The 22,511-nt window shown below is 61.9% G+C and carries 24 protein-coding genes and 1 tRNA gene; all 25 read left to right on the top strand.

Annotation, left to right across the window (positions count from 1 at the left end; all coding sequences use genetic code 11):
• Nucleotides 1-77 precede the first annotated feature (77 nt).
• The 25 genes from DXC52_RS06345 (at nt 78) to DXC52_RS06225 (ending at nt 22,462) form a co-directional block, all read left to right on the top strand.
• Nucleotides 78-2,111 (top strand): ABC-F family ATP-binding cassette domain-containing protein, encoded by a 2,034-nt coding sequence (locus DXC52_RS06345; protein ID WP_117746597.1) that lies wholly within the window; start codon nt 78-80, stop codon nt 2,109-2,111.
• Complete coding sequence (locus DXC52_RS06340) at nt 2,098-2,394, top strand: hypothetical protein (protein ID WP_233504892.1); 297 nt, start codon at nt 2,098-2,100, stop codon at nt 2,392-2,394. Before DXC52_RS06345 ends, DXC52_RS06340 begins: the two co-directional genes overlap by 14 nt.
• A 9-nt stretch (nt 2,395-2,403) precedes the next feature.
• The gene (locus DXC52_RS06335) at nt 2,404-3,087 is read left to right on the top strand and encodes a site-2 protease family protein (protein ID WP_117746596.1); all 684 of its coding nucleotides are present in this window, start codon (nt 2,404-2,406) and stop codon (nt 3,085-3,087) included.
• Nucleotides 3,088-3,171: 84 nt separating this feature from the next.
• A complete protein-coding gene (locus tag DXC52_RS06330) occupies nt 3,172-3,984 on the top strand; it encodes a ScpA family protein (RefSeq protein WP_055309927.1) in 813 nt (270 codons plus the stop codon).
• A gap of 11 nt (nt 3,985-3,995) precedes the next feature.
• A complete protein-coding gene (gene scpB, locus DXC52_RS06325; RefSeq protein WP_055309926.1) occupies nt 3,996-4,724 on the top strand; it encodes an SMC-Scp complex subunit ScpB in 729 nt (242 codons plus the stop codon).
• Nucleotides 4,711-5,685, top strand: a complete 975-nt coding sequence (locus DXC52_RS06320; RefSeq protein ID WP_370446175.1) for a pseudouridine synthase — start codon at nt 4,711-4,713, stop codon at nt 5,683-5,685. The genes scpB and DXC52_RS06320 overlap by 14 nt, the downstream gene beginning before the upstream one ends.
• 66 nt (nt 5,686-5,751) lie before the next feature.
• Nucleotides 5,752-6,438 (top strand): (d)CMP kinase, encoded by a 687-nt coding sequence (cmk, locus tag DXC52_RS06315; RefSeq protein WP_055309924.1) that lies wholly within the window; start codon nt 5,752-5,754, stop codon nt 6,436-6,438.
• A 3-nt stretch (nt 6,439-6,441) separates the two neighbouring features.
• Nucleotides 6,442-7,170: a lysophospholipid acyltransferase family protein gene (locus DXC52_RS06310; RefSeq protein WP_055309923.1), complete on the top strand. Its 729-nt coding sequence runs from the start codon at nt 6,442-6,444 to the stop codon at nt 7,168-7,170.
• A gap of 2 nt (nt 7,171-7,172) precedes the next feature.
• Nucleotides 7,173-8,072 (top strand): 4-hydroxy-3-methylbut-2-enyl diphosphate reductase, encoded by a 900-nt coding sequence (locus tag DXC52_RS06305; RefSeq protein WP_117746595.1) that lies wholly within the window; start codon nt 7,173-7,175, stop codon nt 8,070-8,072.
• Between the two features lie 2 nt (nt 8,073-8,074).
• A complete protein-coding gene (locus tag DXC52_RS06300; RefSeq protein ID WP_117746594.1) occupies nt 8,075-9,517 on the top strand; it encodes a DUF512 domain-containing protein in 1,443 nt (480 codons plus the stop codon).
• A gap of 10 nt (nt 9,518-9,527) precedes the next feature.
• On the top strand, nt 9,528-10,862 hold the full coding sequence (gene der, locus DXC52_RS06295) for a ribosome biogenesis GTPase Der (protein ID WP_117746593.1): 1,335 nt from the start codon (nt 9,528-9,530) through the stop codon (nt 10,860-10,862).
• Nucleotides 10,855-11,538, top strand: coding sequence for a glycerol-3-phosphate 1-O-acyltransferase PlsY (gene plsY, locus DXC52_RS06290; protein WP_117746592.1), 684 nt, complete (start codon nt 10,855-10,857; stop codon nt 11,536-11,538). Before der ends, plsY begins: the two co-directional genes overlap by 8 nt.
• A 9-nt stretch (nt 11,539-11,547) precedes the next feature.
• Entirely contained in the window at nt 11,548-12,555 is a 1,008-nt protein-coding gene (locus tag DXC52_RS06285) for an NAD(P)H-dependent glycerol-3-phosphate dehydrogenase (protein ID WP_117746591.1), read from the top strand.
• A gap of 18 nt (nt 12,556-12,573) precedes the next feature.
• A complete protein-coding gene (gene rpe, locus DXC52_RS06280; protein ID WP_117746590.1) occupies nt 12,574-13,245 on the top strand; it encodes a ribulose-phosphate 3-epimerase in 672 nt (223 codons plus the stop codon).
• Nucleotides 13,246-13,251: 6 nt separating this feature from the next.
• The gene (locus DXC52_RS06275; protein ID WP_117746589.1) at nt 13,252-14,430 is read left to right on the top strand and encodes a cysteine desulfurase family protein; all 1,179 of its coding nucleotides are present in this window, start codon (nt 13,252-13,254) and stop codon (nt 14,428-14,430) included.
• Complete coding sequence (locus tag DXC52_RS06270; protein ID WP_117746588.1) at nt 14,427-15,236, top strand: Nif3-like dinuclear metal center hexameric protein; 810 nt, start codon at nt 14,427-14,429, stop codon at nt 15,234-15,236. The genes DXC52_RS06275 and DXC52_RS06270 overlap by 4 nt, the downstream gene beginning before the upstream one ends.
• Complete coding sequence (locus DXC52_RS06265; RefSeq protein ID WP_117746587.1) at nt 15,233-15,952, top strand: zinc ribbon domain-containing protein; 720 nt, start codon at nt 15,233-15,235, stop codon at nt 15,950-15,952. Before DXC52_RS06270 ends, DXC52_RS06265 begins: the two co-directional genes overlap by 4 nt.
• Before the next feature lie 3 nt (nt 15,953-15,955).
• Entirely contained in the window at nt 15,956-17,167 is a 1,212-nt protein-coding gene (coaBC, locus tag DXC52_RS06260; protein ID WP_233504890.1) for a bifunctional phosphopantothenoylcysteine decarboxylase/phosphopantothenate--cysteine ligase CoaBC, read from the top strand.
• Between the two features lie 80 nt (nt 17,168-17,247).
• Nucleotides 17,248-17,324: transfer RNA gene (locus tag DXC52_RS06255), tRNA-Pro, on the top strand.
• Between the two features lie 285 nt (nt 17,325-17,609).
• Nucleotides 17,610-18,314 (top strand): CDP-alcohol phosphatidyltransferase family protein, encoded by a 705-nt coding sequence (locus DXC52_RS06250; protein ID WP_117746586.1) that lies wholly within the window; start codon nt 17,610-17,612, stop codon nt 18,312-18,314.
• Between the two features lie 66 nt (nt 18,315-18,380).
• Nucleotides 18,381-18,815 carry an FHA domain-containing protein gene (locus DXC52_RS06245; protein WP_006236002.1) on the top strand — a complete coding sequence of 145 codons (435 nt, stop codon included), beginning with the start codon at nt 18,381-18,383 and terminating at the stop codon, nt 18,813-18,815.
• A gap of 3 nt (nt 18,816-18,818) precedes the next feature.
• The gene (locus DXC52_RS06240) at nt 18,819-19,703 is read left to right on the top strand and encodes a MerR family transcriptional regulator (RefSeq protein ID WP_117746585.1); all 885 of its coding nucleotides are present in this window, start codon (nt 18,819-18,821) and stop codon (nt 19,701-19,703) included.
• Nucleotides 19,704-19,742: 39 nt separating this feature from the next.
• Complete coding sequence (locus tag DXC52_RS06235) at nt 19,743-20,273, top strand: adenine phosphoribosyltransferase (RefSeq protein WP_117746584.1); 531 nt, start codon at nt 19,743-19,745, stop codon at nt 20,271-20,273.
• Between the two features lie 30 nt (nt 20,274-20,303).
• Complete coding sequence (locus DXC52_RS06230; protein WP_199409480.1) at nt 20,304-21,431, top strand: NlpC/P60 family protein; 1,128 nt, start codon at nt 20,304-20,306, stop codon at nt 21,429-21,431.
• Nucleotides 21,432-21,595: 164 nt separating this feature from the next.
• Nucleotides 21,596-22,462: a DegV family protein gene (locus tag DXC52_RS06225; RefSeq protein ID WP_117746583.1), complete on the top strand. Its 867-nt coding sequence runs from the start codon at nt 21,596-21,598 to the stop codon at nt 22,460-22,462.
• Nucleotides 22,463-22,511 lie beyond the last annotated feature (49 nt).

Below are 22,511 nucleotides of genomic sequence, written 5' to 3'. Positions count from 1 at the left end.
CACCCGAGCATTGAATGAGGCTCCAACGCAAGTTGGGGCCTTTTTTCATATAGGCAAACAAGGTCAAAGGCGGCACCATGATCCTTCTGGTCGACAAGATCGAAAAAAGCTTCGGCGCACGCGTCCTCTTTAGCGGCGCGTCCTTCCAGATCAACCCCGGCGAGCGTTTCGCCCTCGTGGGTCCCAACGGCGCCGGTAAAACCACCATGCTCAAGATCATCATGGGCATCGACAGCCCCGACGCCGGCCAGGTCCAGTACGCCAAGGACTGCCAGGTGGGCTACCTAGAGCAGGAAACCAACCTGGAGCATAAGGACACCACCATCCTCGCCGAGGTCATGGCGGCCGCTAAGGAAATCCGCCGCATGGGCGAGCGCGCCAACGAGCTTCAGGCACAAATCACCGAGCTCTCCGAGCAGGGCAAGGACGTCGACGCACTCCTGAACGAATACGGCCAGGTCCAGGACCGCTTTGAGCACCTAGGCGGCTACGAGCTCGAAAGCAACGCCCGCAAAATCCTGTCCGGTCTGGGCTTTAAGGTCACCGACTTTGAGCGTCCCTGCTCCGAGTTTTCCGGCGGCTGGCAGATGCGCATCGCGCTCGCCAAGCTTTTCCTGCGCCACCCCGACCTGCTGCTCCTGGACGAGCCCACCAACCACCTGGATCTCGAGAGTGTCCAGTGGCTGCGCGGCTTTATCGCCAGCTACGACGGCGCCGTCCTCATCGTCAGCCACGACCGCGCCTTCATGGACGCCTGCGTCGACCACGTCGCCGCGCTCGAGAACCGCCGCGTGACCACCTACACCGGCAACTACAGCAGCTACCTCAAGCAGCGCGAGGACAACCTTGAGCAGATGCGCGCCAAGCGTGCCGCCCAGGAGCGCGACATCGCCCACATGCAGGTCTTCGTCGATAAGTTCCGCTACAAGCCCACCAAGGCCGCCCAGGCCCAGGAGCGTATCCGCAAGATCGAGCAGATCAAGAAGGAGCTCGTCATCCTGCCCGAGGGCCACAAGCATATCGACTTTAAGTTCCCCGACCCGCCGCGCTCGGGCGATATGGTCGTGGGCCTCGAGGGCGTCTCCAAGTCATACGGCGACAAGCACATCTACAGTGACATCGACCTCAAGCTCTACCGCGGCGAGCATGTGGCGCTCGTCGGCCCCAACGGCGCCGGCAAGTCCACCCTCATGAAGATCCTCGCCGGCCTGGAACCGCCCACCACCGGCACCCGCGACCTGGGCACCAACGTGGGTGTGGCCTACTACGCCCAGCACGCGCTCGAGGGCATGACCGAGTCCAACACCGTCCTGCAAGAGATCGACACCGTCACGCCCAAGTGGACCATGCCGCAGCAGCGCAGCCTGCTGGGCGCCTTCCTATTTAGCGACAACGACTCCATCGAGAAGCAGGTCCGTGTCCTCTCCGGCGGCGAAAAGGCGCGTCTGGCGCTTGCCAAGATGCTCGTGGCCCCCGAGGCGCTCCTGTGCCTGGACGAGCCCACCAACCACCTGGACATCGACTCGGTAGACATGCTCGAGAACGCCCTGCAAAACTTCCCCGGCACCATCGTGCTGATCAGCCACGACGAGCACCTGGTACGCGCTGTGGCCAACCGCATCATTGACATCCGCGATGGCAAGGTCACGGTCTACGACGGCGACTACGACTACTACCTCTACAAGCGCGAGGACCTCGCAGCCCGCGCCGCCGCCGAGGCGGCAGGGGAGAGCGCACCGGCCGCGACCAAGTCCGCTAAGGTCACCGCGGCCCAGCCCGACACCCCCGCCACCGCCTCCAAGCCCGCCGAGGGCAAAAAGACCAAGGAGCAAAAGCGCGCCGAGGCCCAGGCCCGCGCCGCACTCAACAAAAAGCTCAAGGGCGTGCGCAACCAGCTCAAGAAGATCGAGACGGAGCTCGATAAAAAGCGCGCCCGCTATGACGAGCTTATGGAATTGATGGCAAGCGAAGAGCTTTATGCCGATCAGGATAAGTTCAACGCGGCGCTGGGGGAATATAACGGCCTTAAGCAAGAGCTTCCCAAGCTCGAGGACGAATGGCTGGAGCTTTCCACCCAGATCGAAGAGGAGACCGCGCGTGAACTCTCGTAAGGCCACTGCTGTGGCGATGAGCATCATCGCTATCGCTTGTCGCATCTGCGGCATCTTTATCAGCGCGATGACCGTGCTGCTGTGCTTTAGCGGCCTGACCGCCAAGCTGCAGATCGTGGGCTTTGTCGTTGAGCTTTCGCGCGCGCTGCCGAGCGCCATCGCCGGCTACGGCGTCATCACGTCGCCCTTTGGCGGCGTGTTCCGCCTGGATTACGCCATCGTCGCTGTGATCCTGTTTGTGGCCGATTACCTGCTCACGCGCGCCTCGCGCCGCGTCCGCTAGGAGAGCGCCATGTCCAACAGCTACATCATGAACCTGCTCGCCAGCGCCGTCGCCGTCATCGTTGGCATCGTCATTCACGAGAGCGCGCACGCCGCCGCGGCCTGGGCTCTCGGCGACAAAACGGCGCGCTCGCGCGGACGCGTATCGCTCAACCCGCTCAACCATATCGACCCGTTTGGCACCATCATCTTGCCGCTGCTCATGCTCGCCGCAGGCGGTCCCGTGTTCGCCTTCGCCAAGCCCGTGCCCGTCTATCTCAACAACCTCAAGCACCCCAAGCGCGACGAGGTCCTGGTGAGCGTAGCCGGCCCCACATCGAATATCGCACTCGCGTGCCTCGCGGCCGCCCTCATGCACGTAACGTACGGCAATCTCTACGCCAGCATGTCCTTTGCCGTGGCGTCCCAAATTATGAACTTCGGCGCCACGTTTATCGTGGTCAACCTGTCGCTCGCGTTCTTTAACCTCATTCCGATTCCGCCGCTTGATGGCTCGTCGATCATCGTGCCCTTCCTCAAGGGCAAGGCGCTCAACAACTATTACCGCATGCAGCAATACGCTATGCCCATACTCATCCTGGTTCTATACCTGCTGCCTATGTGGACCGGCATCGATGTAATCGGCCGCTATTTCGACGTTACCGTGTATCCGCTTGCTGAGCAGCTGCTCAACTTCGCAATCGCCGGCATCTAAGGTAAACTTACAGGTCGTCCGTGTAAAACGGTCGCAGCATGCACCCAAACCGCGCCGCGAAGGCGCCGTCAAAGGAGGTCGAAGATGTCGTATCGCGTGTCGACGCAGGTCTACAGCGGACCGTTCGACCTGCTGCTGCAGCTGGTAACCCGCCAAAAAGTAGATATCGGTGCCATCTCGATCAGCGAGGTGGCCGAGCAGTACCTTGCCGAGGCCGAGCGCATCGAGGCGCTGGACCTGGACGTAGCAAGCGACTTTTTGCTGGTCGCGGCAACCCTTTTGGACATCAAGGCTGCCTCTCTGGTGCCGCAGGAGGCCCCGCGCAAAGTCGATGACGACGATGACGAGTTCGACGAAGACCTCGAGGAGCTCAGCACGCTTGACGGCGACGCGCTGCGTGAGGTCCTGATCCAGCGCCTGATTGCCTACAAGCAGTTTAAAGGCGCGGCTGCGGCCCTCGGTGCGCGTATGCAGGCCGAAAGCCGCATGCATCCGCGCGTGGCCGGCCCCGACCCCGAGTTCTTGGGCCTAATGCCCGACTATCTGGCCGGCATTACCCTGCGCGGCCTCGCCGTCATCTGCGCCGACCTGGACGGCAAGCGACAGACCTTCCTGCTGGAGGCCGAGCACGTAGCTCCGCATCGCGTGCCGCTCGACCTGACCGTGGCCTCAGTCGACCGCTTTACCATGGCGCACCAAACCTGCACTTTCCGCGAGCTGCTGGACGGCGATGCCACCACCGAGCAGCTCGTCGTCACCTTCCTTGCCATGCTTGAGCTCGCCAAGCGCGGCTCGCTCACGCTGAGCCAGGACGAGATCTTTGGAACCATTCAAATCAACCGCGTCGAGGGCGCCGAGGCCTATGTGCCCGGCGAGGGCCCCGAGCTCACCGAATAGGAGCCGCAACCATGTCAACCCTTTCCACGCTGGAGGCAAACAGCCTCAAAGGCGCCCTCGAGGCGCTGCTGCTGGTGTCGAGCGACCCGGTGAGTGCGCCCGCGCTGGCCGGCGCACTGGATATCGCCCCCGGTGAGTGCGCGTCGCTGCTCGCCGAGCTCAAGGTTGAGTACGAGGAGGCCAACCGCGGCTTTCAGCTGCGCGAGGTCGCCGGCGGCTGGCGCCTGTTTACGCACCCCGCATACCACGACGTGGTCGAGGCCTACGTGCTGAGCTGGGACACGCAAAAGCTGTCGCAGGCGGCGCTCGAAACCCTGGCCGTCATCGCATACCACCAGCCCGTGACGCGCGAGGTGGTCAAGGGCATCCGCGGCGTCAATTCCGACGGCGTCATCGCGTCGCTCGTGGACAAGGGTCTGGTGCGAGAGCTCGGCCGCGACCCCCAGCGCGGTCAGGCCATCATCTACGGCACGACCAACGCCTTCTTGGAAAAGTTCGGCCTGCGCTCCACCCGCGACCTGCCCGATCTGGAGCAGTTTGCCCCCGACGAGCAGTCGCGCCAGTTTATCCGCGAGCGCCTGAGCGGCCGCAGTATTCAGTCCACGCTCGAGGAGCAGGCCGAGGACCTGGACGAAGAGCGCGAACTGCTCGATACCGATATTGATGATGTCGAGGCGGTCGGCGGCGAGGAAATCCTAGCCACCGGCGACACTGCGGAGGATACGCATGACGAGGACTAACGAAGCAGCGGAGACGCGCGCCGGAGCTGCGGCTCCCAACGTGGATATGCACAAGTCCGACGCCCAGCCCGTCTATCCGCACACCATGCGCCTGCAGCGCTTTTTGGCACGCGCGGGCGTGGCGAGCCGTCGCGGCTCAGAGGACCTGATGACCGCTGGCCGCGTGACCGTCAACGGCCAGGTCGCGACCGAGCTGGGCACCAAGGTCGATGTCGACCACGATCACATTGAGGTCGACGGCATGCCCGTCAAACTCAACCAGGGCGCCGTGTACTTGATGCTCTACAAGCCGACCGGCTACCTCACCACCATGAGCGACCCGCAGGAGCGCCCTTGTGTGGCCGATCTGGTCCCCCGCGACCGCTTTCCGGGACTGTTCCCGGTGGGCCGCCTGGACCGTGACACCACGGGCCTTTTGCTCTTTACCACCGACGGCGACCTGTCACAGGACCTGCTGCACCCCAGCAAGCATGTCTATAAAACTTACCAGGCACTCGTGGACGGGCAGCTGACCGACCGCGATCTTGAGCCGCTGCGTCGCGGCATCGACCTCGACGACGGCCTCTGCCAGCCGGCAATCTGCCGAGTCATCAACGCGCGCGAGGCCGAAGCCGTAGCTCCCCAAGGCGTCAAGCCCGGCACCACCGCCGTGGAGGTCATCATCCGCGAAGGTCGCAAGAACCAGGTCAAGCGCATGCTGAGCAAGATCCACCACCCGGTAATCCGTCTGCATCGCTGCAACTTTGCCGGCCTCGAGCTCAAGGACGTGGCCAAAGGCTCGTGGCGCGAGCTCACCGACCGCGAGGTACAGATCCTCAAGGCCGGTGGCATCCCGCCCAAGCAGGCCAGCTCCAAGCGCGTCGCCGCGCCGGCGACCAACACCGCCAGCCGCACGCGTCACCACGGCAGCCACGGCTCCGCGCCCAAGCGCAACACCTACCGCGAGCGCTACACGGGCTAGGCAACCCGCCGCGCCCCAACGCCCGCGAACCATACCAGCACGTCAACCATCGAAAGGAAGCATTGCATGATCGTCGCCATCGACGGCCCCGCCGGATCCGGCAAGTCCACTATCGCCAAGGAGATTGCCCGTCAGCTTGGCTTTAACAAGCTCGACACGGGCGCCATGTATCGCGCCGTCACCTTCGCCGCGCTCGACCGCGGCATCGATCTGGATAACGAGGCGGCCATCGACGCTCTCGCCGAGCAGATTGAGATCCGCTTTACCAACGGCACCGGCGAGGACACGCGCCTGACCATCGACGGCCAAGACGCTTCGGCCGCCATCCGCACCCCGCAGGTCGACGCCAACGTGTCCAAGGTCTCGGCCTATCCGGGCGTGCGCGCCGCCATGCTCATCCACCAGCGCCGCGCCGCCGAGGACCGCGATATCGTGGCCGAGGGTCGCGACATCGGCACCGTCGTGTTCCCTAACGCGCAGGTCAAGGTCTTCCTGACCGCCGACCCGCGTGAGCGCGCCCGCCGCCGCGTGCTGCAGCGTCACCAAAACGACGCCCAGCCGCTCAGCACAGCGCGGCTCGAGGCCGAGGTCGACGAGACCCTCGACGCCCTTAAGCAGCGCGACAAGCTTGACAGCAGCCGCGAGGTCGCCCCGCTCGTGCCCGCCGAGGACGCCGTGCACGTCGACTCCACCGCCCACACCATCGACGAGGTCGTCTCGATAATCGAGGACCTTATCAACCAAAGGAGGTAGCCCATGCGCCTGTTTCAGCAGACGCCCGAGGACTATTACAACGCCCCCTACGCCGAGTTTCCAGCGCTCATCCGCGGCACCGTCGTCGTAGTCATGGCCATCCTTTGGGCCTTCTCCAAGCTCATGTGGCGCTGGAAGGTCGAGGACGCCGATCTTCTGTTTGAGCGCCAGGAAGGCCGCGGCAGCGTGGTCATCTGCAACCACACCTCGATGGCCGAGCTCTTGGCCGTGGAGACGGCGCTGTTCTTTGGGGGCCGCCGCATTCGTCCCATCTTTAAGTCCGAGTTCGCCAAGAGCAAGATTGTGCGCTGGGCCTTTAGCCACGTTGGCGGCATCCCCGTCGAGCGTGGTACTGCCGATATGAAGTGCCTGCGCGCCGCCCAGCATGCGCTGCAGCGCGGCGAGGACGTCCTGATCTTCCCCGAGGGCACACGCATCCGCTCGCGCGAGATCAAGCCCGAGGTCCACGGCGGCTTTGCGCTCATCGCCCAGATGGGCAAGGCGCCCGTCAACCCGCTCGCCATCTGCGGCTGGTCCGACATCACGCCCGCAGGCAAAAAGCTCATGCGTCCCAAGAAGTGCTGGATCCGCGCCGGCAAGGCCGTCTCGCTTTCCGACGCACCGGCTGGGCTTAAGCGCACGGAGCGCCTGGAATGGTTTGAGTCCGAGGCCATGAACCGCGTCTACGCTATGCGAGACGAGCTGTGCGCCGAGCATCCGGGCAGGTTCTAGCCATGAGCGAGAACGTTGCGAACACTGCCGCGACCGCGTCCGACCAGGCAACAGCGACTACCATCGAGATCGCAGCACACGCCGGCACTTGCTACGGCGTACAGCGTGCGCTCGATATGGCGCTGGCCGCCGCGCCGCAGGCAGGGGAGTGCACTCAGGTTCATACCTTGGGTCCGCTCATCCATAACCCCATCGTGGTACGCGAGCTCGCTGAGGCAGGCGTTGGCTTGGCCGAAACCCTGGACGACGCCGCAACCGGCACCGTGATCATCCGCGCCCACGGCGTGGTGCCGCAGGTAATCGATGCTGCCCGCAAGCGCGGCCTAAACGTGGTCGACGCCACCTGCCCCTACGTGAAGAAAGTCCATATGGCAGCCGAGCGCCTGGTGCGCGAGGGCTACCGCGTGGTGGTCGTAGGCGAGCCGGGTCACCCCGAGGTCGAGGGCATTCTTGGCCACGCCGGCAAAGATGCACAGGTCGTGAGCTGTGCCGCCGACGCCAATGCCTTGTCGCTCAAGGGCAAGGTAGGCCTCGTCGTGCAGACCACCCAGACCGCGCAGAACCTCGCCGAGGTCGTGGCAGCTATCACCCCGCGCGTGCAGGAGCTGCGTGTGATCAACACCATTTGCGCTGCCACAAGTGAACGTCAACAGGCAGCAGCCACACTTGCCAACCGCTGCGACTGCATGGTCGTCGTGGGCGGCAAGAACTCGGGCAACACCCGCCGCCTGGCGCAGATTTGCGCAGACGCCTGCGAGCGCACGCATCACATCGAGGAAGCTTCAGAGCTTGAGACCGCTTGGTTTACCGACGCTCACCACATCGGCATCACCGCCGGAGCCTCCACCCCGCAAGAACACATCGAGCGCGCCGTCGAGCGCATCAAGGAGCTTTGCCGCTAATCATGGACCAGACCGTACCCGCATACGCCGCCGAGGTGGCCGATTACGGGCGCAGCCGCGACCCCGAGCCGGGTGAGGGCGCGCTCGTAAAGAACGTGCGTCCCGAATCGCCCGCGTGGGATGTGGGTATCGAGCCGGGCATGCGCGTGCTCACGGTCAACGGTGAGGCGCTCACCGACATGATCGTGTGGCTCTGGGAGGCCGACGACGACACCGTCGACCTCGAGGTTTTCGACCCGCGCGACAACAGCGTCACCCCCGTCGAGCTCGACCGCTTCCCGGGAGAGGACTGGGGCCTTGAATTCGATGGCCCCATCTTCGATGGTATGCGCACCTGTGTGAACGCCTGCGTGTTCTGCTTTATGACCATGCTGCCCAAGGGCGGCCGCTCCACGCTCTACATCCGCGACGACGACTATCGTCTGAGCTTTTTGCAGGGCAACTTTGTCACGCTCACGAACCTCACCGACGAGGACGTGCAAAACGTCATCCAACGCAACATGAGCCCCATGAACGTGTCGGTCCACGCCGTGAGCCCCGATGTCCGCCGACGCATGATGGGCCGCAACGCCCAGCGCGGCATGGATGTGCTCGAGGCCATCATGGCCGCCGGCATCGAGATTCACGCGCAGATCGTGTTGTGCCCCGGCATGAATGACGGCGAGGAGCTGGAAAAGACCCTGCGCTTTTGCGAGGAGCACGAGCAAATCACCAGCCTGGGCATTGTGCCTCTGGGCTTTACTAAGCACCAGAATCGCTTTAGCTGGTCCTACAGCGACAAGCCCGAGCTGGCGCGCGAGACTATTGCCATGATCCGACCGTTCCAGGACCGCGCCTATGAGCGCTTTGGCCGCCACACCTTCCAGATGAGCGACGAGTTCTATCTGGACGCCGGCATCGATCCTCCCGAGGCAGACTTTTACGACGGTTACCCGCAATACTACGACGGCATTGGCATGATCCGCTCGTATCTGGACGAGACCGACGACGTGCTGGCTACCGACGCCGATCGTCTGGCCCGCGTCCGCACTGGCATCGCCGCCCGCAACCAGCACCTGCTGTGCCTCTCGGGCGCCAGCGCACGCGACACCGTGGCGCGCTTTGTGGAGTCGCCGCATGGTCTCGCCGGCACTGTCACAGCCATCAAGAACCGCTACTTTGGCGGCAACGTGGACGTGACCGGCCTCATCGTCGCCTGCGACATTCTGGAACAGCTGCCGCAGGACCTCTCGGGGGTTATGCTCTTTGTGCCTAAGCTCATGTTCAACGCTGACGGCATGACGCTTGACGAGTATCATCGTGACGATTTACTCGCAAGCCTTACCAGTCGCGGCGCCGAGGTTCATGTGGTGTCGACCATGCCGCATGAGCTGCTCGATACCCTGGAGCACATCCTTGGCATTGTGCCTGCCGACTCTAACACTTCCACTGACCCTACCCATTAAAGGAGAGCAGATGAAACCTATCGTCGCCGTCGTCGGACGCCCCAACGTGGGCAAGTCCACGCTCGTTAACCGCCTGGCCCAGACCTCGGACGCCATCGTCCACGAGTCCCGCGGCGTCACGCGCGACCGCTCGTATCACACGGCCGATTGGAACGGTCGTGAGTTCACCATCGTCGACACGGGCGGTATCGAGCCGCTCAAGAGCGACGACGTCTTTGCCACGTCCATCCGCGACCAGGCGCTCGCCGCCGCCGAGGAAGCCGCAGTCATCCTGTTTGTGGTCGATGGCCGCACCGGCGTCACCGAGGAGGACGAGTCGGTCGCCCGCATGCTCAAGCGCTGCGACAAGCCGGTCTTTCTGCTGGTGAACAAGCTCGACAACCCCGATCGCGAAAACGACAGCATCTGGGAGTTCTATTCGCTCGGTATCGGCGAGCCCACGCCGCTCTCGGCCCTGCATGGCCATGGCACGGGCGACCTGCTCGACGACATCGTGGCCCTGCTTCCTGAGGAAGAGGACGAAGTCGCCGACGAGTTCCCCGACGCGCTGAACGTCGCCATCATCGGCCGTCCCAACGCCGGTAAGTCGTCGCTGTTCAACCGCATCCTGGGCGCCGACCGCTCTATCGTGTCCAACATTGCCGGCACGACGCGCGACGCCATCGACACCGTCGTGGAGCGCAACGGCAAGCACTACCGCATGGTCGACACCGCGGGCATTCGCAAGAAGAGCACCGTGTACGAGAACATCGAGTACTACTCCATGGTCCGCGGCCTGCGCGCCATCGACCGCGCCGACGTGGCGCTGCTCGTCGTCGACGCCTCCGTGGGCGTTACCGAGCAGGACCAGAAGGTCATGGGTCTTGCCATCGAGCGCGGCTGCGCCATCGTGGTGCTGCTCAACAAGTGGGACCTGCTCGACGATGACCGCAAGCGCGAGGCCTGCATGGAGACCGTCAACCGCCGTCTGGGCGTCATGGCTCCCTGGGCCCAGTACCTGCGCATCTCAGCCCTGACCGGCCGTAGCGTCGAGAAGATCTGGTCGATGGTCGACGCGGCCGAAAAGACGCGCTCGCAAAAGATCAGTACCTCACGCCTCAACACGTTCCTCACCGACCTGCGCGAGTTCGGTCATACCGTGGTGGACGGCAAGCGCCGCCTGCGTATGCACTACGTGACCCAGACGGGCGTCAACCCGCCGACGTTCACGTTCTTCGTCAACCACAGTGACCTGGTCAACGACACCTACCAGCGCTACGTGGAGAACCGCATGCGCTCGACCTTCGACTTTGCCGGCACGCCCATTCGACTCTTCTTTAGGAAGAAGGAGCAAAAGGATGCATAATCCGATTCTTCTGACCGCCATCTGCGCCGTGGTCTCGTTCTTTATCGGGGCGATTCCGTTTGGTCTGATCCTGGGCCGCGTGTTCAACCACACGGACATTCGTAAGGCGGGCTCCGGCAACATCGGCACCACCAACGCCCTGCGCGTGGCCGGCCCCAAGGTGGCCGCGCTCACGCTGCTGCTCGACTGCCTTAAGGGCGCCATCTGCGTCCTTATCGCGCGTCCGCTCATTGCCGACTTGGGCTATGGCTTCCCCGTGAGCATTATGGCCCCCGGTGCCGCCGGCGACTGGATGCTCGGCGTCATCTGCCTGGCAGCCGTGTGGGGCCATATCTTCTCGCCCTACCTCAACTTCCATGGCGGCAAGGGCATCGCAGTTGGCCTGGGCGTCATCCTCGCCTGGTACTGGCCTATTGGCCTGTCGCTGCTGGGCATGTTTATCGTGGCCGTCGCCATCACCAAGTTTGTGTCGGTGGGCTCGCTTGCCGCGGCCATCGGTCTTCCCATCGCTGCCTGCGCGGTCTTTCCGTACAGCAGTCTGGGCCTTAAGTTTTGCATGGCGCTGATCGGCATTACTGTGGTGTGGGCCCATCGTGCGAACATCAAAAAGCTCATGACGGGTAAGGAGTCCAAGCTCTCGTTTACCAAGCGCGTCACCGAGCCCGACGATAAGTAGGAGAGAGTCATGAATGTTGCACTGATTGGCTCCGGCTCCTGGGGAACCGCCGTCGCGGGCCTTGCTGCAGCGCGAGCCGAGCGCGTGACCATGTGGGCCCATAGCGAGCAGACGGCCGCCGGCATCAATGGCGAGCACCGCAATCCCCGGTATCTGGTGGACTACGAGCTGCCCGGCAACGTTGTCGCCACCACGGACCTGTCGCAGGCGCTCGACGGCGCCGAGGCCATCATCTTTGCCGTTCCTTCGACGCACCTTCGCAGCGTGTGCCACCAGGCCGCTCCCTTTATCGCCGCCGATACCCTGGCGCTCTGCCTCACCAAGGGCATTGAGCCCGAGTCCGGCCTGCTCATGAGCGAGGTCATCGCCAGCGAGATCGGCAACGAGTCGCGCGTGGCGGCGCTCTCGGGCCCCAACCATGCCGAGGAAATCTGCCGCGGCGGACTTTCTGCCGCCGTCATCGCCAGCGAAGACCCGCAGATAGGGGAGACCTTTAAGGAGCTGCTGCTTTCCACGGCCTTCCGCATCTACCTATCGCAGGACATGACTGGCGTCGAGGTTTGCGGCGCCATGAAGAACGTTATCGCCATCGTATGCGGCATCTCCGCGGGCTCGGGCGCGGGCGACAACACACTTGCCCTCATCATGACGCGCGGCTTGGCCGAGATCAGCCGTCTGGTGCACGCCCGCGGCGGTCAAGCTATGACCTGCATGGGACTTGCCGGCATGGGCGACCTCATTGCCACCTGCACCTCGGAGCATTCGCGCAACCGTACCTTTGGCTACGAGTTTGCCCACGGCGTGTCGCTCGACGAGTACCAGACGCGCACGCATATGGTGGTGGAAGGCGCCGTCGCCGCCCGCAGCGTCAGCGAGCTCGCCCGTTCACTGGGCGTAGACATTCCGCTCACCTTTGCCGTGGAGCAAACGCTCTACAACGGTGTTACTTTGGATAGGGCGCTCGAGATTCTTACCGATCGCGTCCCCTCTCAAGAGTTCTACGGACTCACCGACTAGCGCAGAAAGGCTTCTACCATGGGTTCCATTAAAATCGCTCCGTCCGTCCTTTCGGCCGATATGGCCAACCTCAAGGGAGAGCTCGACAAGATCGCCGGCGCCGACTACGTGCACTTCGACGTCATGGACGGCCACTTTACCGGCAACCTCACCTTTGGCGTTGACATCCTCAAGGCCGTCAAGCGCTCCACCAACGTGCCGGTCGATGCGCACCTCATGGTGTCGAACCCCGACGAGACGGTCGATTGGTACGCCGACGCCGGTGCCGATATGATCACGGTCCACTACGAGGCCTCCACGCACCTGCACCGCACGCTCACCCATCTACAGCAGCGCAGCGTCAAGGCCGGCGTCGTGCTCAACCCCGCCACCCCCGTGTGCGTGCTCGAGAGCATCATCGACGTTGTCGACATGGTGCTGCTCATGAGCGTGAACCCAGGCTTTGGCGGCCAGAGCTTTATTCCCGGTACCATTGCCAAACTGCACGAGCTCAAGGCCATGTGCGAGCGTCACGGCGTGTCGCCCCTGATCGAGGTCGACGGCGGTATTTCTTCCAAGAACATTGCCGATGTCGTCAAGGCCGGCGCCAACGTGCTCGTGGCCGGCTCCGCCGTATTTAAGTCCGAAGATCCCGCCGCCGAGGTTGCGCTGCTGCAAAAGCTGGGCAACGAGGCCGCACAGGAGGCATAAACCCTTATGACCGCAGGTCAAAACCGCATACCCGTGAATCTTGACTATGCCGCCTCGACGCCCATGCGCGCCGAGGCGCGCCTTGCGCAGCGTGAGTACGACGAGAGCGAGCTTGCCGGCGTCAACCCCAACTCGCTGCACTCGCTTGGCCGCAAGGCCGCCGCACGCCTGGAAGTGGCGCGTCGAGAGATTGCCCGCAGCTTTGGCGCGCGCGTCCGCCCATCAGAGATAATCCTGACCAACGGCGGCACCGAGGCAAACCAGCTGGCGCTGCTCGGTCTTGCCGAGGGCGCCCGTCAGCGCGATCGCAAGCGTAACCGCGTGATCGTATCTGCCATCGAGCACGATTCGATTCTGGACAACCTGCCGCTGCTGCGTGCCGCCGGTTTTACCGTCGACCTGGCGACGCCTTGCCGCGCGGGCTACATTGAGCCTGTCGCGCTTGTCGAGCTACTAGGCGACGACGTGGCGCTCGTGAGCATCATGGTTGCCAACAACGAGACCGGCGTGGTGCAGCCCATCCGCGAGCTTGCCGCGGCCGCGCATACCGTGGGCGCCCTGTTCCACACCGATGCCATTCAGGGGTATCTGCACATTCCGCTCGATGCCGCCGAGCTGGGAGTTGACGCCATGACCGTTGCCGCGCACAAGATCGGTGGTCCCGTGGCATCTGGCGCACTCTACCTTAAGAGCCGCACGCCGCTGCGCCCGCGCATCTTTGGCGGCGGACAGGAGGCCGGTCGTCGTGCCGGCACGCAGGACCTGCGTACACAGCTGGCTTTTGCCGCTGCCGCCCGTACGCTGGCGCCCCATGTGGCCCAGGAGCGTGCGACGCTGCAAGCCCTTTCCGACAAGCTCTACGCCACGCTTACGGCCCATCCGCGTATTCATGCCACCATGGGCGACTACGCACAGGCCGATCGCCTGCCGGGCATGGTGTCGATCTACGTCGACGGCATGGACTCCGAGGAGCTCATCGTCAAGCTCGATGCCGCCGGCTTTGAGGTTTCGGCCGGTTCGGCGTGCTCGAGCGGCAGCATGGACCCGAGCCACGTGCTCAGCGCCATGGGCATCGGTCGTGAGCAGGCGCTGGGTGCGCTGCGCATCTCCTTCGATGACCGCGTGAACCCGGGCGATCTAGATGAGTTCGCTCAGACGCTGCTCACGATCGTGGGTGCCGCATGATCGTCGCCGAGCTTGAGCACGCGCTGCTGGCACGCTATCCTAAGGCGGACGCCGAACCCTGGGACCACGTAGGCTTATCCGTTGGCGACCCCGACGACGAGATCCGCGGCGTTGCCTGCGCGCTCGACGCCACCAGGGCCAACGTGCTCCGCGCCTTAGAGGCCGGTGCCAACGTGTTACTCACGCATCACCCTGTCTACATCAAGGCGCCCGAGGCATTTTGCCCGCCCAGCGCGACGCGTCCCCAGTGCAGTGCTGCGCTGTACGAGGCTGCCCGCTGTGGCGTGAACATTATTTCGCTTCATACCAACCTGGACCGCTCGCACGAGGCGCGCGTCTGCCTAAGTACGCTGTTGGATTCCGCACCCGTGAGTTCGCTGGAGCACGTAGACGACCCCGAGGCCTGTGGTCTGGGCGCCTTTGCGACGCTCAACAACCCCTGCAGCCTGCGTGACCTTGCCACCCATGCTGCCACAGCCTTCGGCAGCGACCCGCGTGTGTGGGGCGAAGTTGATCGCCCGTGCCGCACCGTTGCCATTTTGGGTGGCTCCCAGGGCGACTTTGGAGAACTTGCCATCGCCGCGGGCGCAGATGTTGTCGTGACGGGCGAGGCGGGCTACCACGTGGCGCAAGACCTTGCCTTGCGCGGGCTGCCGGTGATCTTGCTCGGACACGACCGCTCCGAGGAGCCGTTCGTTGATATATTGATGAACTCTGCAGTTGACGCCGGAGTCGACCCCCGTCATGCGATTAAAATACTGAACCCTTGCCAATGGTGGACTGTGACAAAAGGAGAGAACTTATGAGCGCCGGCGCTACGCTACTCAAGCTGCAACAGATCGATTTGGAGCTCGCACGCAACAAGAGCGAACTTGCCAATATGCCGGAGCTCAAGGAGCTCGCCTCAAAGCACAAAACCTATGTAAAGCTTAAGTCCGAGATGACCAAGCTCTACGCCCAGCGCAAGGACCTGGATATTGAGCTGGACGATCTCAACACCACCGAGATCCAGACCAACAACGCCATCGAGGCCGCCAAGAAGCGCCACGTCGACGGCTCTGACTATCGTGAGGTCCAGGATCTGGAAAACGAGCTCGCCACTCTGGCCAAGCGCCTGGATAAGATCGAGCACACCCGCAAGGACGTCGTCGTCGCCCATAAGGAAGCGCTTGACCGCGAGGCTCGCGCGCAGGCCATCATCGCCAAGTTCGAGGAGGGCGTGAAGGCCGATACCAAGGCTGCCCGCGCCAAGGCTGCCGATCTGCAGGCTCAGATTGATGCCGCCACCAAGGAGCGCACCGCGCTTGCCGCCACGCTGCCGACCGACGTGCTCACCGATTACGAGCGTCTGCTCAAGCAGTTCCGCGGCCTGGCCGTCGAGACCATCAAGGGCAACATCCCCACGGTCTGCCACACCGCGCTGCAGGCGTCATCCATGAGCGACCTCAACCACGACGGAAGCGAGATTACGCACTGCCCGTACTGCCACCGCCTGCTGGTGCTCCCGAGCAAGGAAGCTTAAACGATGGCGGCGCCCAATAATTCAATGCAACTTGAGGGAAAAACGATCCTGCTGGGCATTACCGGCGGGATCGCCGCCTATAAGTCGTGTAACATCGTGCGCCTGCTGCAAAAGCGCGGCGCGCGTGTCAAAGTCGTTATGAGCGAGCATGCCACGGAGTTTGTGGGGCCGCTCACCTTCCGCGCGCTTACGGGCGAGCCGGTCGCTGTGGGCCTGTTCGACGACCCCTCCGACCCCATCCACCATATCTCGTTGGCGCAGGAGCCCGACTTGGTTGTCGTGGCGCCCGCAACGGCCAATATCATCGCCAAGATGGCCAACGGCATCGCCGATGACCTTATCTCCACCACGCTGCTTGCGACGCCGCGACCCATCGTGATCGCACCTGCTATGAACAACGGCATGTGGAAGGCGCCGGCGACGCTGGCCAACATGGCCACGCTGCGCGACCGCGGCGTGCATGTGGTGGGACCCGGCAGCGGCTACCTTGCCTGCGGCGACGTGGACACGGGACGTATGAGCGAGCCCGAGGACATCGTTAAGGCCGTCTGCGAGGTGCTCAATCCCGCGCCCCAGGACCTTGCGGGCAAGCGCATCGTAATCACCGCCGGCCCCACGCACGAGCCGATCGATCCCGTGCGCTTTATTGGCAACCGGTCGTCGGGCAAGATGGGCATCGCCCTGGCGGGGGAGGCCACTCGCCGCGGTGCCGAGGTCACGCTTGTGCTGGGACCGACATCGCTTGATGTTCCCCGCGGCGTGGAGTGCGTGCGTGTGCAAACCGCCACAGAGATGCTGCAGGCGGCTCTGAGCGCCTTTCAGACGGCCGATGCGGCCATTTGCGCCGCCGCCGTCGCCGACTACACTCCAGCGGCCCCAGCGGACCATAAGCTCAAAAAGGCCAACGAGCGCCTGGATCGAATCGAGCTCGTCGAGACCGTTGACATCTTGGCCGAACTCTCACGCCAAAAGGGCGATCGCCTCGTAATCGGCTTTGCTGCCGAGACCGATAACGTCGTCGAGTACGCCGAGCGCAAATTGGCACGCAAAGGCTGCGATGCCATTATCGCCAACGATGTCTCACGCGCCGATTCGGGCTTTGGAACCGATACCAACAAGGCCTGGATTGTGAGCACAACGGGTACGAAAGAACTTCCCGTTCTAACAAAACCCCAGCTCGCAGATACAATTTTGGACTTGCTTCAAAATTTATAAAAAAGTTCTTGCACAAGTCTAAAGTTTCGGGTTAATATACTCCTTGTTGCGAGCGAGAGCAGAGCAACAAACAAAAGCTTCGGGACGTGGCGCAGCTTGGTAGCGCACTTGACTGGGGGTCAAGGGGTCGCTGGTTCGAATCCAGTCGTCCCGACCAGAAGTTTGCAGGTCAGGCATCTAGTGCCTGACCTTTTTTGTTTTTAATCACCATGATTATTTTGCTTAAAGCAACAACATTCCCGCTCGATGTAATCACAGAATCAAAACGTGTACATCAGCCACCAAAATCGACATGTTTGGAGGCTGATGTACACGAATGCGAAATCCCCCGCCGCCTAAAAGCACCTTCCACATGTCTGGACTCTCTATGGCTGCGCTGGATAGACATCGCCGGAACGGGTATAGTATCGAAAGTTTTGTCGTTAACCAGCGGGGGAGTCCTGTGGGCATCAAAAAGAAGATCAAAAAGGAGCTTATCGGCACTTCCGATTACCCGTCGAATAAGATCTTTACGATCTCCAATTTCATCACCTTTACGCGCCTGATCCTCACCCTGGTATTTCTGTACCTGTTTGTGACGGATAACAACCGCGTCATCGCCATCGTTATCTACGCCGTTGCCGCCTCCACCGACTGGATGGACGGTCAGATCGCCCGCATGACTAAGACGGTCTCGTGGCTCGGCAAGGTCATGGATCCCATTTGTGACCGTGCGCTGCTGTTCACCGGCGTGCTGGGACTGGTGGTTCGCGGAGAGCTGCCCATCTGGGTCTGCGTGCTCATTATTGGCCGCGACATCTATCTGGGCATCGGCACGCTTATCGTGCGCCATTATCACCGTCGCCCCATCGATGTCGTCTTCCCCGGAAAGATTGCCACAGCGCTGCTCATGACCGGCTTCTCGCTCATGCTACTCGGGTTCCCCGTTATTGACGGCCTGCATCTTTTGCCTTCAGCCCTTACGGCCTTCCCAGGCCTCAACGGAAGCTCGGTGCCCCTCGGCATCTTCTTTGTGTACGGCGGCGTGATCTTCTCCATGCTCACGGCTGTCATCTACTCCATTAAGGGCGGAGCGGCCATTAAACAGGCTCTCATGCATCCCGAAGACGAGGACATCGACTTTCTGAACCCTGAAATCGAAGACTGATTCGTTGGGGTATGATTACGTACGGTTCATTATTTGCGGCACGTCCGCGATAAGTTAGGGGTTGTCATGGACAACATGGTTAACAATATGCCTCAGAATGATAAGACTGCTGACGCTACCTGCGTATTCCGCGTGCCTTCAAGCGACGTCACCGTTCCCGACCTCATGGCCAACGTGCGCATCACCGCCCCCGTTCTGTCCATCGTCAAGGGTCCGCAGACTGGTGCCGCTTTTGAGCTCGAGGACGACGTGACCACCATCGGCCGCGATCCTGCAAACGGCATCTTCCTCAATGACATGACCGTTTCGCGCAGCCACGCGCGCATTATTCGCGAGGGCCTCGGCGCTCGCATCGAGGACTTGGGCTCGCTCAATGGCACCTGGGTCGACGGTGCCATCGTCAATGCAGCCCCGCTGCACGACGGTTCTTCCGTCCAGATCGGTACGTTTACGCTCATCTACCACGAGAGCACGCCGGAGCGCATCGAAACCGGTGAGTAGGGCATGGCCGAACGCAACTATCTGAGTATCGGCCAAGTCGTCAACCTACTTCGAGGCGCATACCCCGATCTTTCGAACTCAAAAATTAGATTTCTAGAGGATGAGGGGCTCATTACCCCTCATCGTACGCCTAAGGGATACCGTCAGTACTCCAAGGAGGACGTTGATCGCCTGGAGGTCATTCTGCACTTGCAGAAGACTCGCTACATGCCGCTCAACGTGATTAAGCAGCGACTGGAAAACGCCACGGACCTGTCCACCCTCGCCTACGAGGTGGGCCTGCTGTCCGACGTTCCGCTCAAGACGGAGCCCAAGGAGACCAAGCAAAAGCTGCATCCCATCGAGACCATTCCCGATATGCTGGGCGTCGAGATCTCGTTTATCCGCTCTTTGGCCGAAAACGACCTCATCCGTATCATCAAGAGCCCGCAGAACCGCGAGCTGGTCGATGGTCGCGATTTCCCGATTATCCGCTACTGCTCGGAGCTGTCGCGCTTCCACATCGAGCCGCGCAACCTGCGCCAGTACGTGTCATCCGCCAACCGTGAGTCTTCGATGTTTGAGCAGGTCCTGGTGAGTATGCTCGGCATGGACACCTCCGACGACGAGCGCGACGCCAAGCTCGAGCGAGCGTTTAAAAAACTGCACGACCTTACCGAAGGTGTGCATACCGCGCTGCTCAAGAACCGCGTTTTTGAGTCACTTAACGCCGTGGTCGAGGATGCAGACATCGATGCGCTCGACGAGGAGATCGCACGCTCCGAATCTACTAAGACCAAAAACGAAGAGGCACCTAAGCCTGCGGCGGGCAACCACGAGGACTCCCTCGTAAAGCCCCTCAAGGTTGTCGCGCCCTCGCATTCTGGTACCGCTGCCGCGGGCATATAATCCATGCCGGCTCGCCGGCACCTTATGAAAGGTCATGTCATGTACGACTTCGAATCTCATATCGTCGACATCCCCGACTATCCCGAGCCCGGAGTCGTCTTTAAGGACATCACGCCGCTGTTCGGTAACCCCGACGCCCTCAAGGCCATGGTCGATGCGCTGGCCGAGCATTTTGCCGGCATGGGCATTACCAAGGTCGTAGGCCCCGAGGCTCGCGGCTTTATGGTGGGCGTGCCCGTCGCCGTGGCACTGGGCGCCGGATTTGTTCCCGCACGTAAACCGGGTAAACTGCCGCGCGAGACCGTGAGCCAGAGCTATGAGCTCGAGTACGGAACCGATTCCATCGAGATTCACGCCGACGCCATTAGCTCTAAAGATACCGTGTTGATTCTGGACGACTTGGTCGCGACGGGCGGAACCGTCGAGGCAACAGGTAAACTGGTGCGCGATATGGGCGCAAAGCTCGTGGGTTACGGTTGTATCCTAGAGCTTGCGTTTCTCAACCCGCGCGAGAAGCTCACGCCGTCCGGTGACGATGTTGAGCTCTTTAGCCTGGTGACAGTGGACTAGCTGTCACCCTCATACTGGAAAGGAAGCTACATGCGCACAGCAATCACGCACAAAAACATGGCACGCTGCGCTGCTACGGCAACCCTCGCTTGTGTTTTGGGCCTGGGCCTCGCTGCTCCGGCCTACGCCGATACCGCATCCAACCTTGCCGCTGCCCGTACCAAACTCGAGCAGATCGGCACTCAGACGCAGCAGATCTATGAGGATCTTTCTGCTCAGACCCAGGCGCTCGACCAGACCGCCGGCGAGATCACGCAAAAGCAGCAAGAGATCGCCGAGGGCCAGGCCAAGCTCTCGACCTATGTCGCCGGCGAGTACAAAACCGGCGATCTGAGCCTGCTTCAGGTTCTGACGGGTGTCGATGACCTGAGCGATATGCTCAACCGTCTGTTCTACTACGGCAAAGTTTCCGATAAGCAAGCTCAGACCATTCAAGAGGTCAAGGAGCTTAAGCAGCAGCTCACCGATAAGCAGGCCGAGCAGGAGAAGAACGTCGCCGCCACGCAAAAGAAGGTCGACGAGCTTAACGCCCAGCAGGCTGAAGCCCAGAGCGTCGTAAACTCCCTGGATTCGCAGCTGCAGGCCGAGCTTGCCGCCGAGGCCGAGGCCAACGCCGCGCTGCAGGCCGGCATCAACGCCAGCACCGCCGAGAAGGCCACGGTGAGCAACGAGACTGCCGGTACGACCGAGAACACCAACAACGGTGGCCAGACCAGCAATAACAACAACCAGGGCGGCAACACTCCGGCTCCTACGCCGGCACCTGCTCCGACGCCGCAGCCCTCCACGCCTGCTCCGGCTCCGACGCCTTCTGCTCCGAGCCAGTCCGTCGACGGCGGTTCTGTTGTCTCGCGTGCATACAGTAAGCTTGGTTGCGCTTATTCCTGGGGCGGAATTGGCCCGAACAGCTTCGACTGCTCTGGTTTTGTTAGCTATTGCCTCACTGGTCGCTATTGCCGCCTGGGCACCACGGGTACCTTTATGGGCTGGACGCGTGTGTCCGATCCGCAGCCCGGTGACGTTGTGGTCAACTCGTACCACACCGGCATTTACATCGGTGGTGGTCAGATGATTCATGCTTCCGACTACAACACGGGTGTCATCATCAGCCCCGTTGCCGCCGGCATGAACAATAACTACATTTTCGTGCGCTACTAAGTATTCAGATAAAGCAAACGGATATGGACCTCGTGGCTTTGAGTCATGGGGTCCATTCTTTTGCCTTTAGTGCAGTCCGCTATCTAGTTTTGAATACTAGATAGCGGCCCAATCGGTCTGCAAGATGGCTATAATTGAATGGGAACGATTAGAAAGGACCCTCTATGAGCTGGGCACTTATCTCCGATTCAAGCTGCAACCTCCGCGATTGGCAACCGACCGCGCCCCATACCACCTTTGCATTTGCGCCCCTCAAAATTCGAGTGGGGGAGCATGAATTCGTCGATGACCTTTCGCTCGATGTTCATGAGCTCAACTGCGCTGTTCAGGCGGAGACGAACGCTTCTTCGAGCGCTTGTCCAAGCGTAGGGGAGTGGGCCGAGCTCTTCAAATTGGCAGACAAGACCATCTGCATGCCGATCTCTGAGGGCGTGTCGGGCAGCTACAACGCGGCAGCCACGGCTCGCGATATGGTTCTTGCCGAGGAGCCCGACCGACAGATTCATCTAGTCAATTCACGCGCAGCTGGCGGCAAAATGGACCTCATTTTCTTGCTGTTCGACCGCTATCTTGCAAGCAATCCGAATGTCTCATTCGAGGATGCTTGCGCATGCTTCGATAGCCTTGAACAGAACAGCAAAATCCTCTTCAGTTTGTGCAATTACGAAAACCTCGCCAAAGCCGGACGTATCCCTAAGGCAGCCGGCGTCATTGCCAACAAGCTCAATATCCGCATTTTGGGCACGGCGAGTGAGGCCGGTAAAATCGAACTCGTCGGGCACACGCGTGGCGAAAAAAAGATGCTCAACAAGATCATCGACACTATGGAAGCCGAGGGCTTTACGGGCGGTGAGGTCGTCATAGATCACGTTGAGAACGAAGCTGGAGCCCAGGCGCTCACTGACCGCATAGTCGAGCATTGGCCCGGCTCCAAGACCATCATCATGCCCTGCAACGGCCTGGATTCCTATTACGCCGAGATGCACGGCCTCATCATCGGCTACGGCATGGGCGTAGCTTCGGGCAAATAAAGTCCAACCAAGCAAAAATACGGGCGGGACAAAGCGACAGATGGCTCTT

It is taken from the genome of Collinsella sp. TF05-9AC, assembly GCF_003438495.1.
Taxonomy (GTDB): Bacteria; Actinomycetota; Coriobacteriia; order Coriobacteriales; family Coriobacteriaceae; genus Collinsella.
Note: the sequence above shows the minus strand (reverse complement) of the source record. Positions and strands in the feature narration are given on the sequence as shown.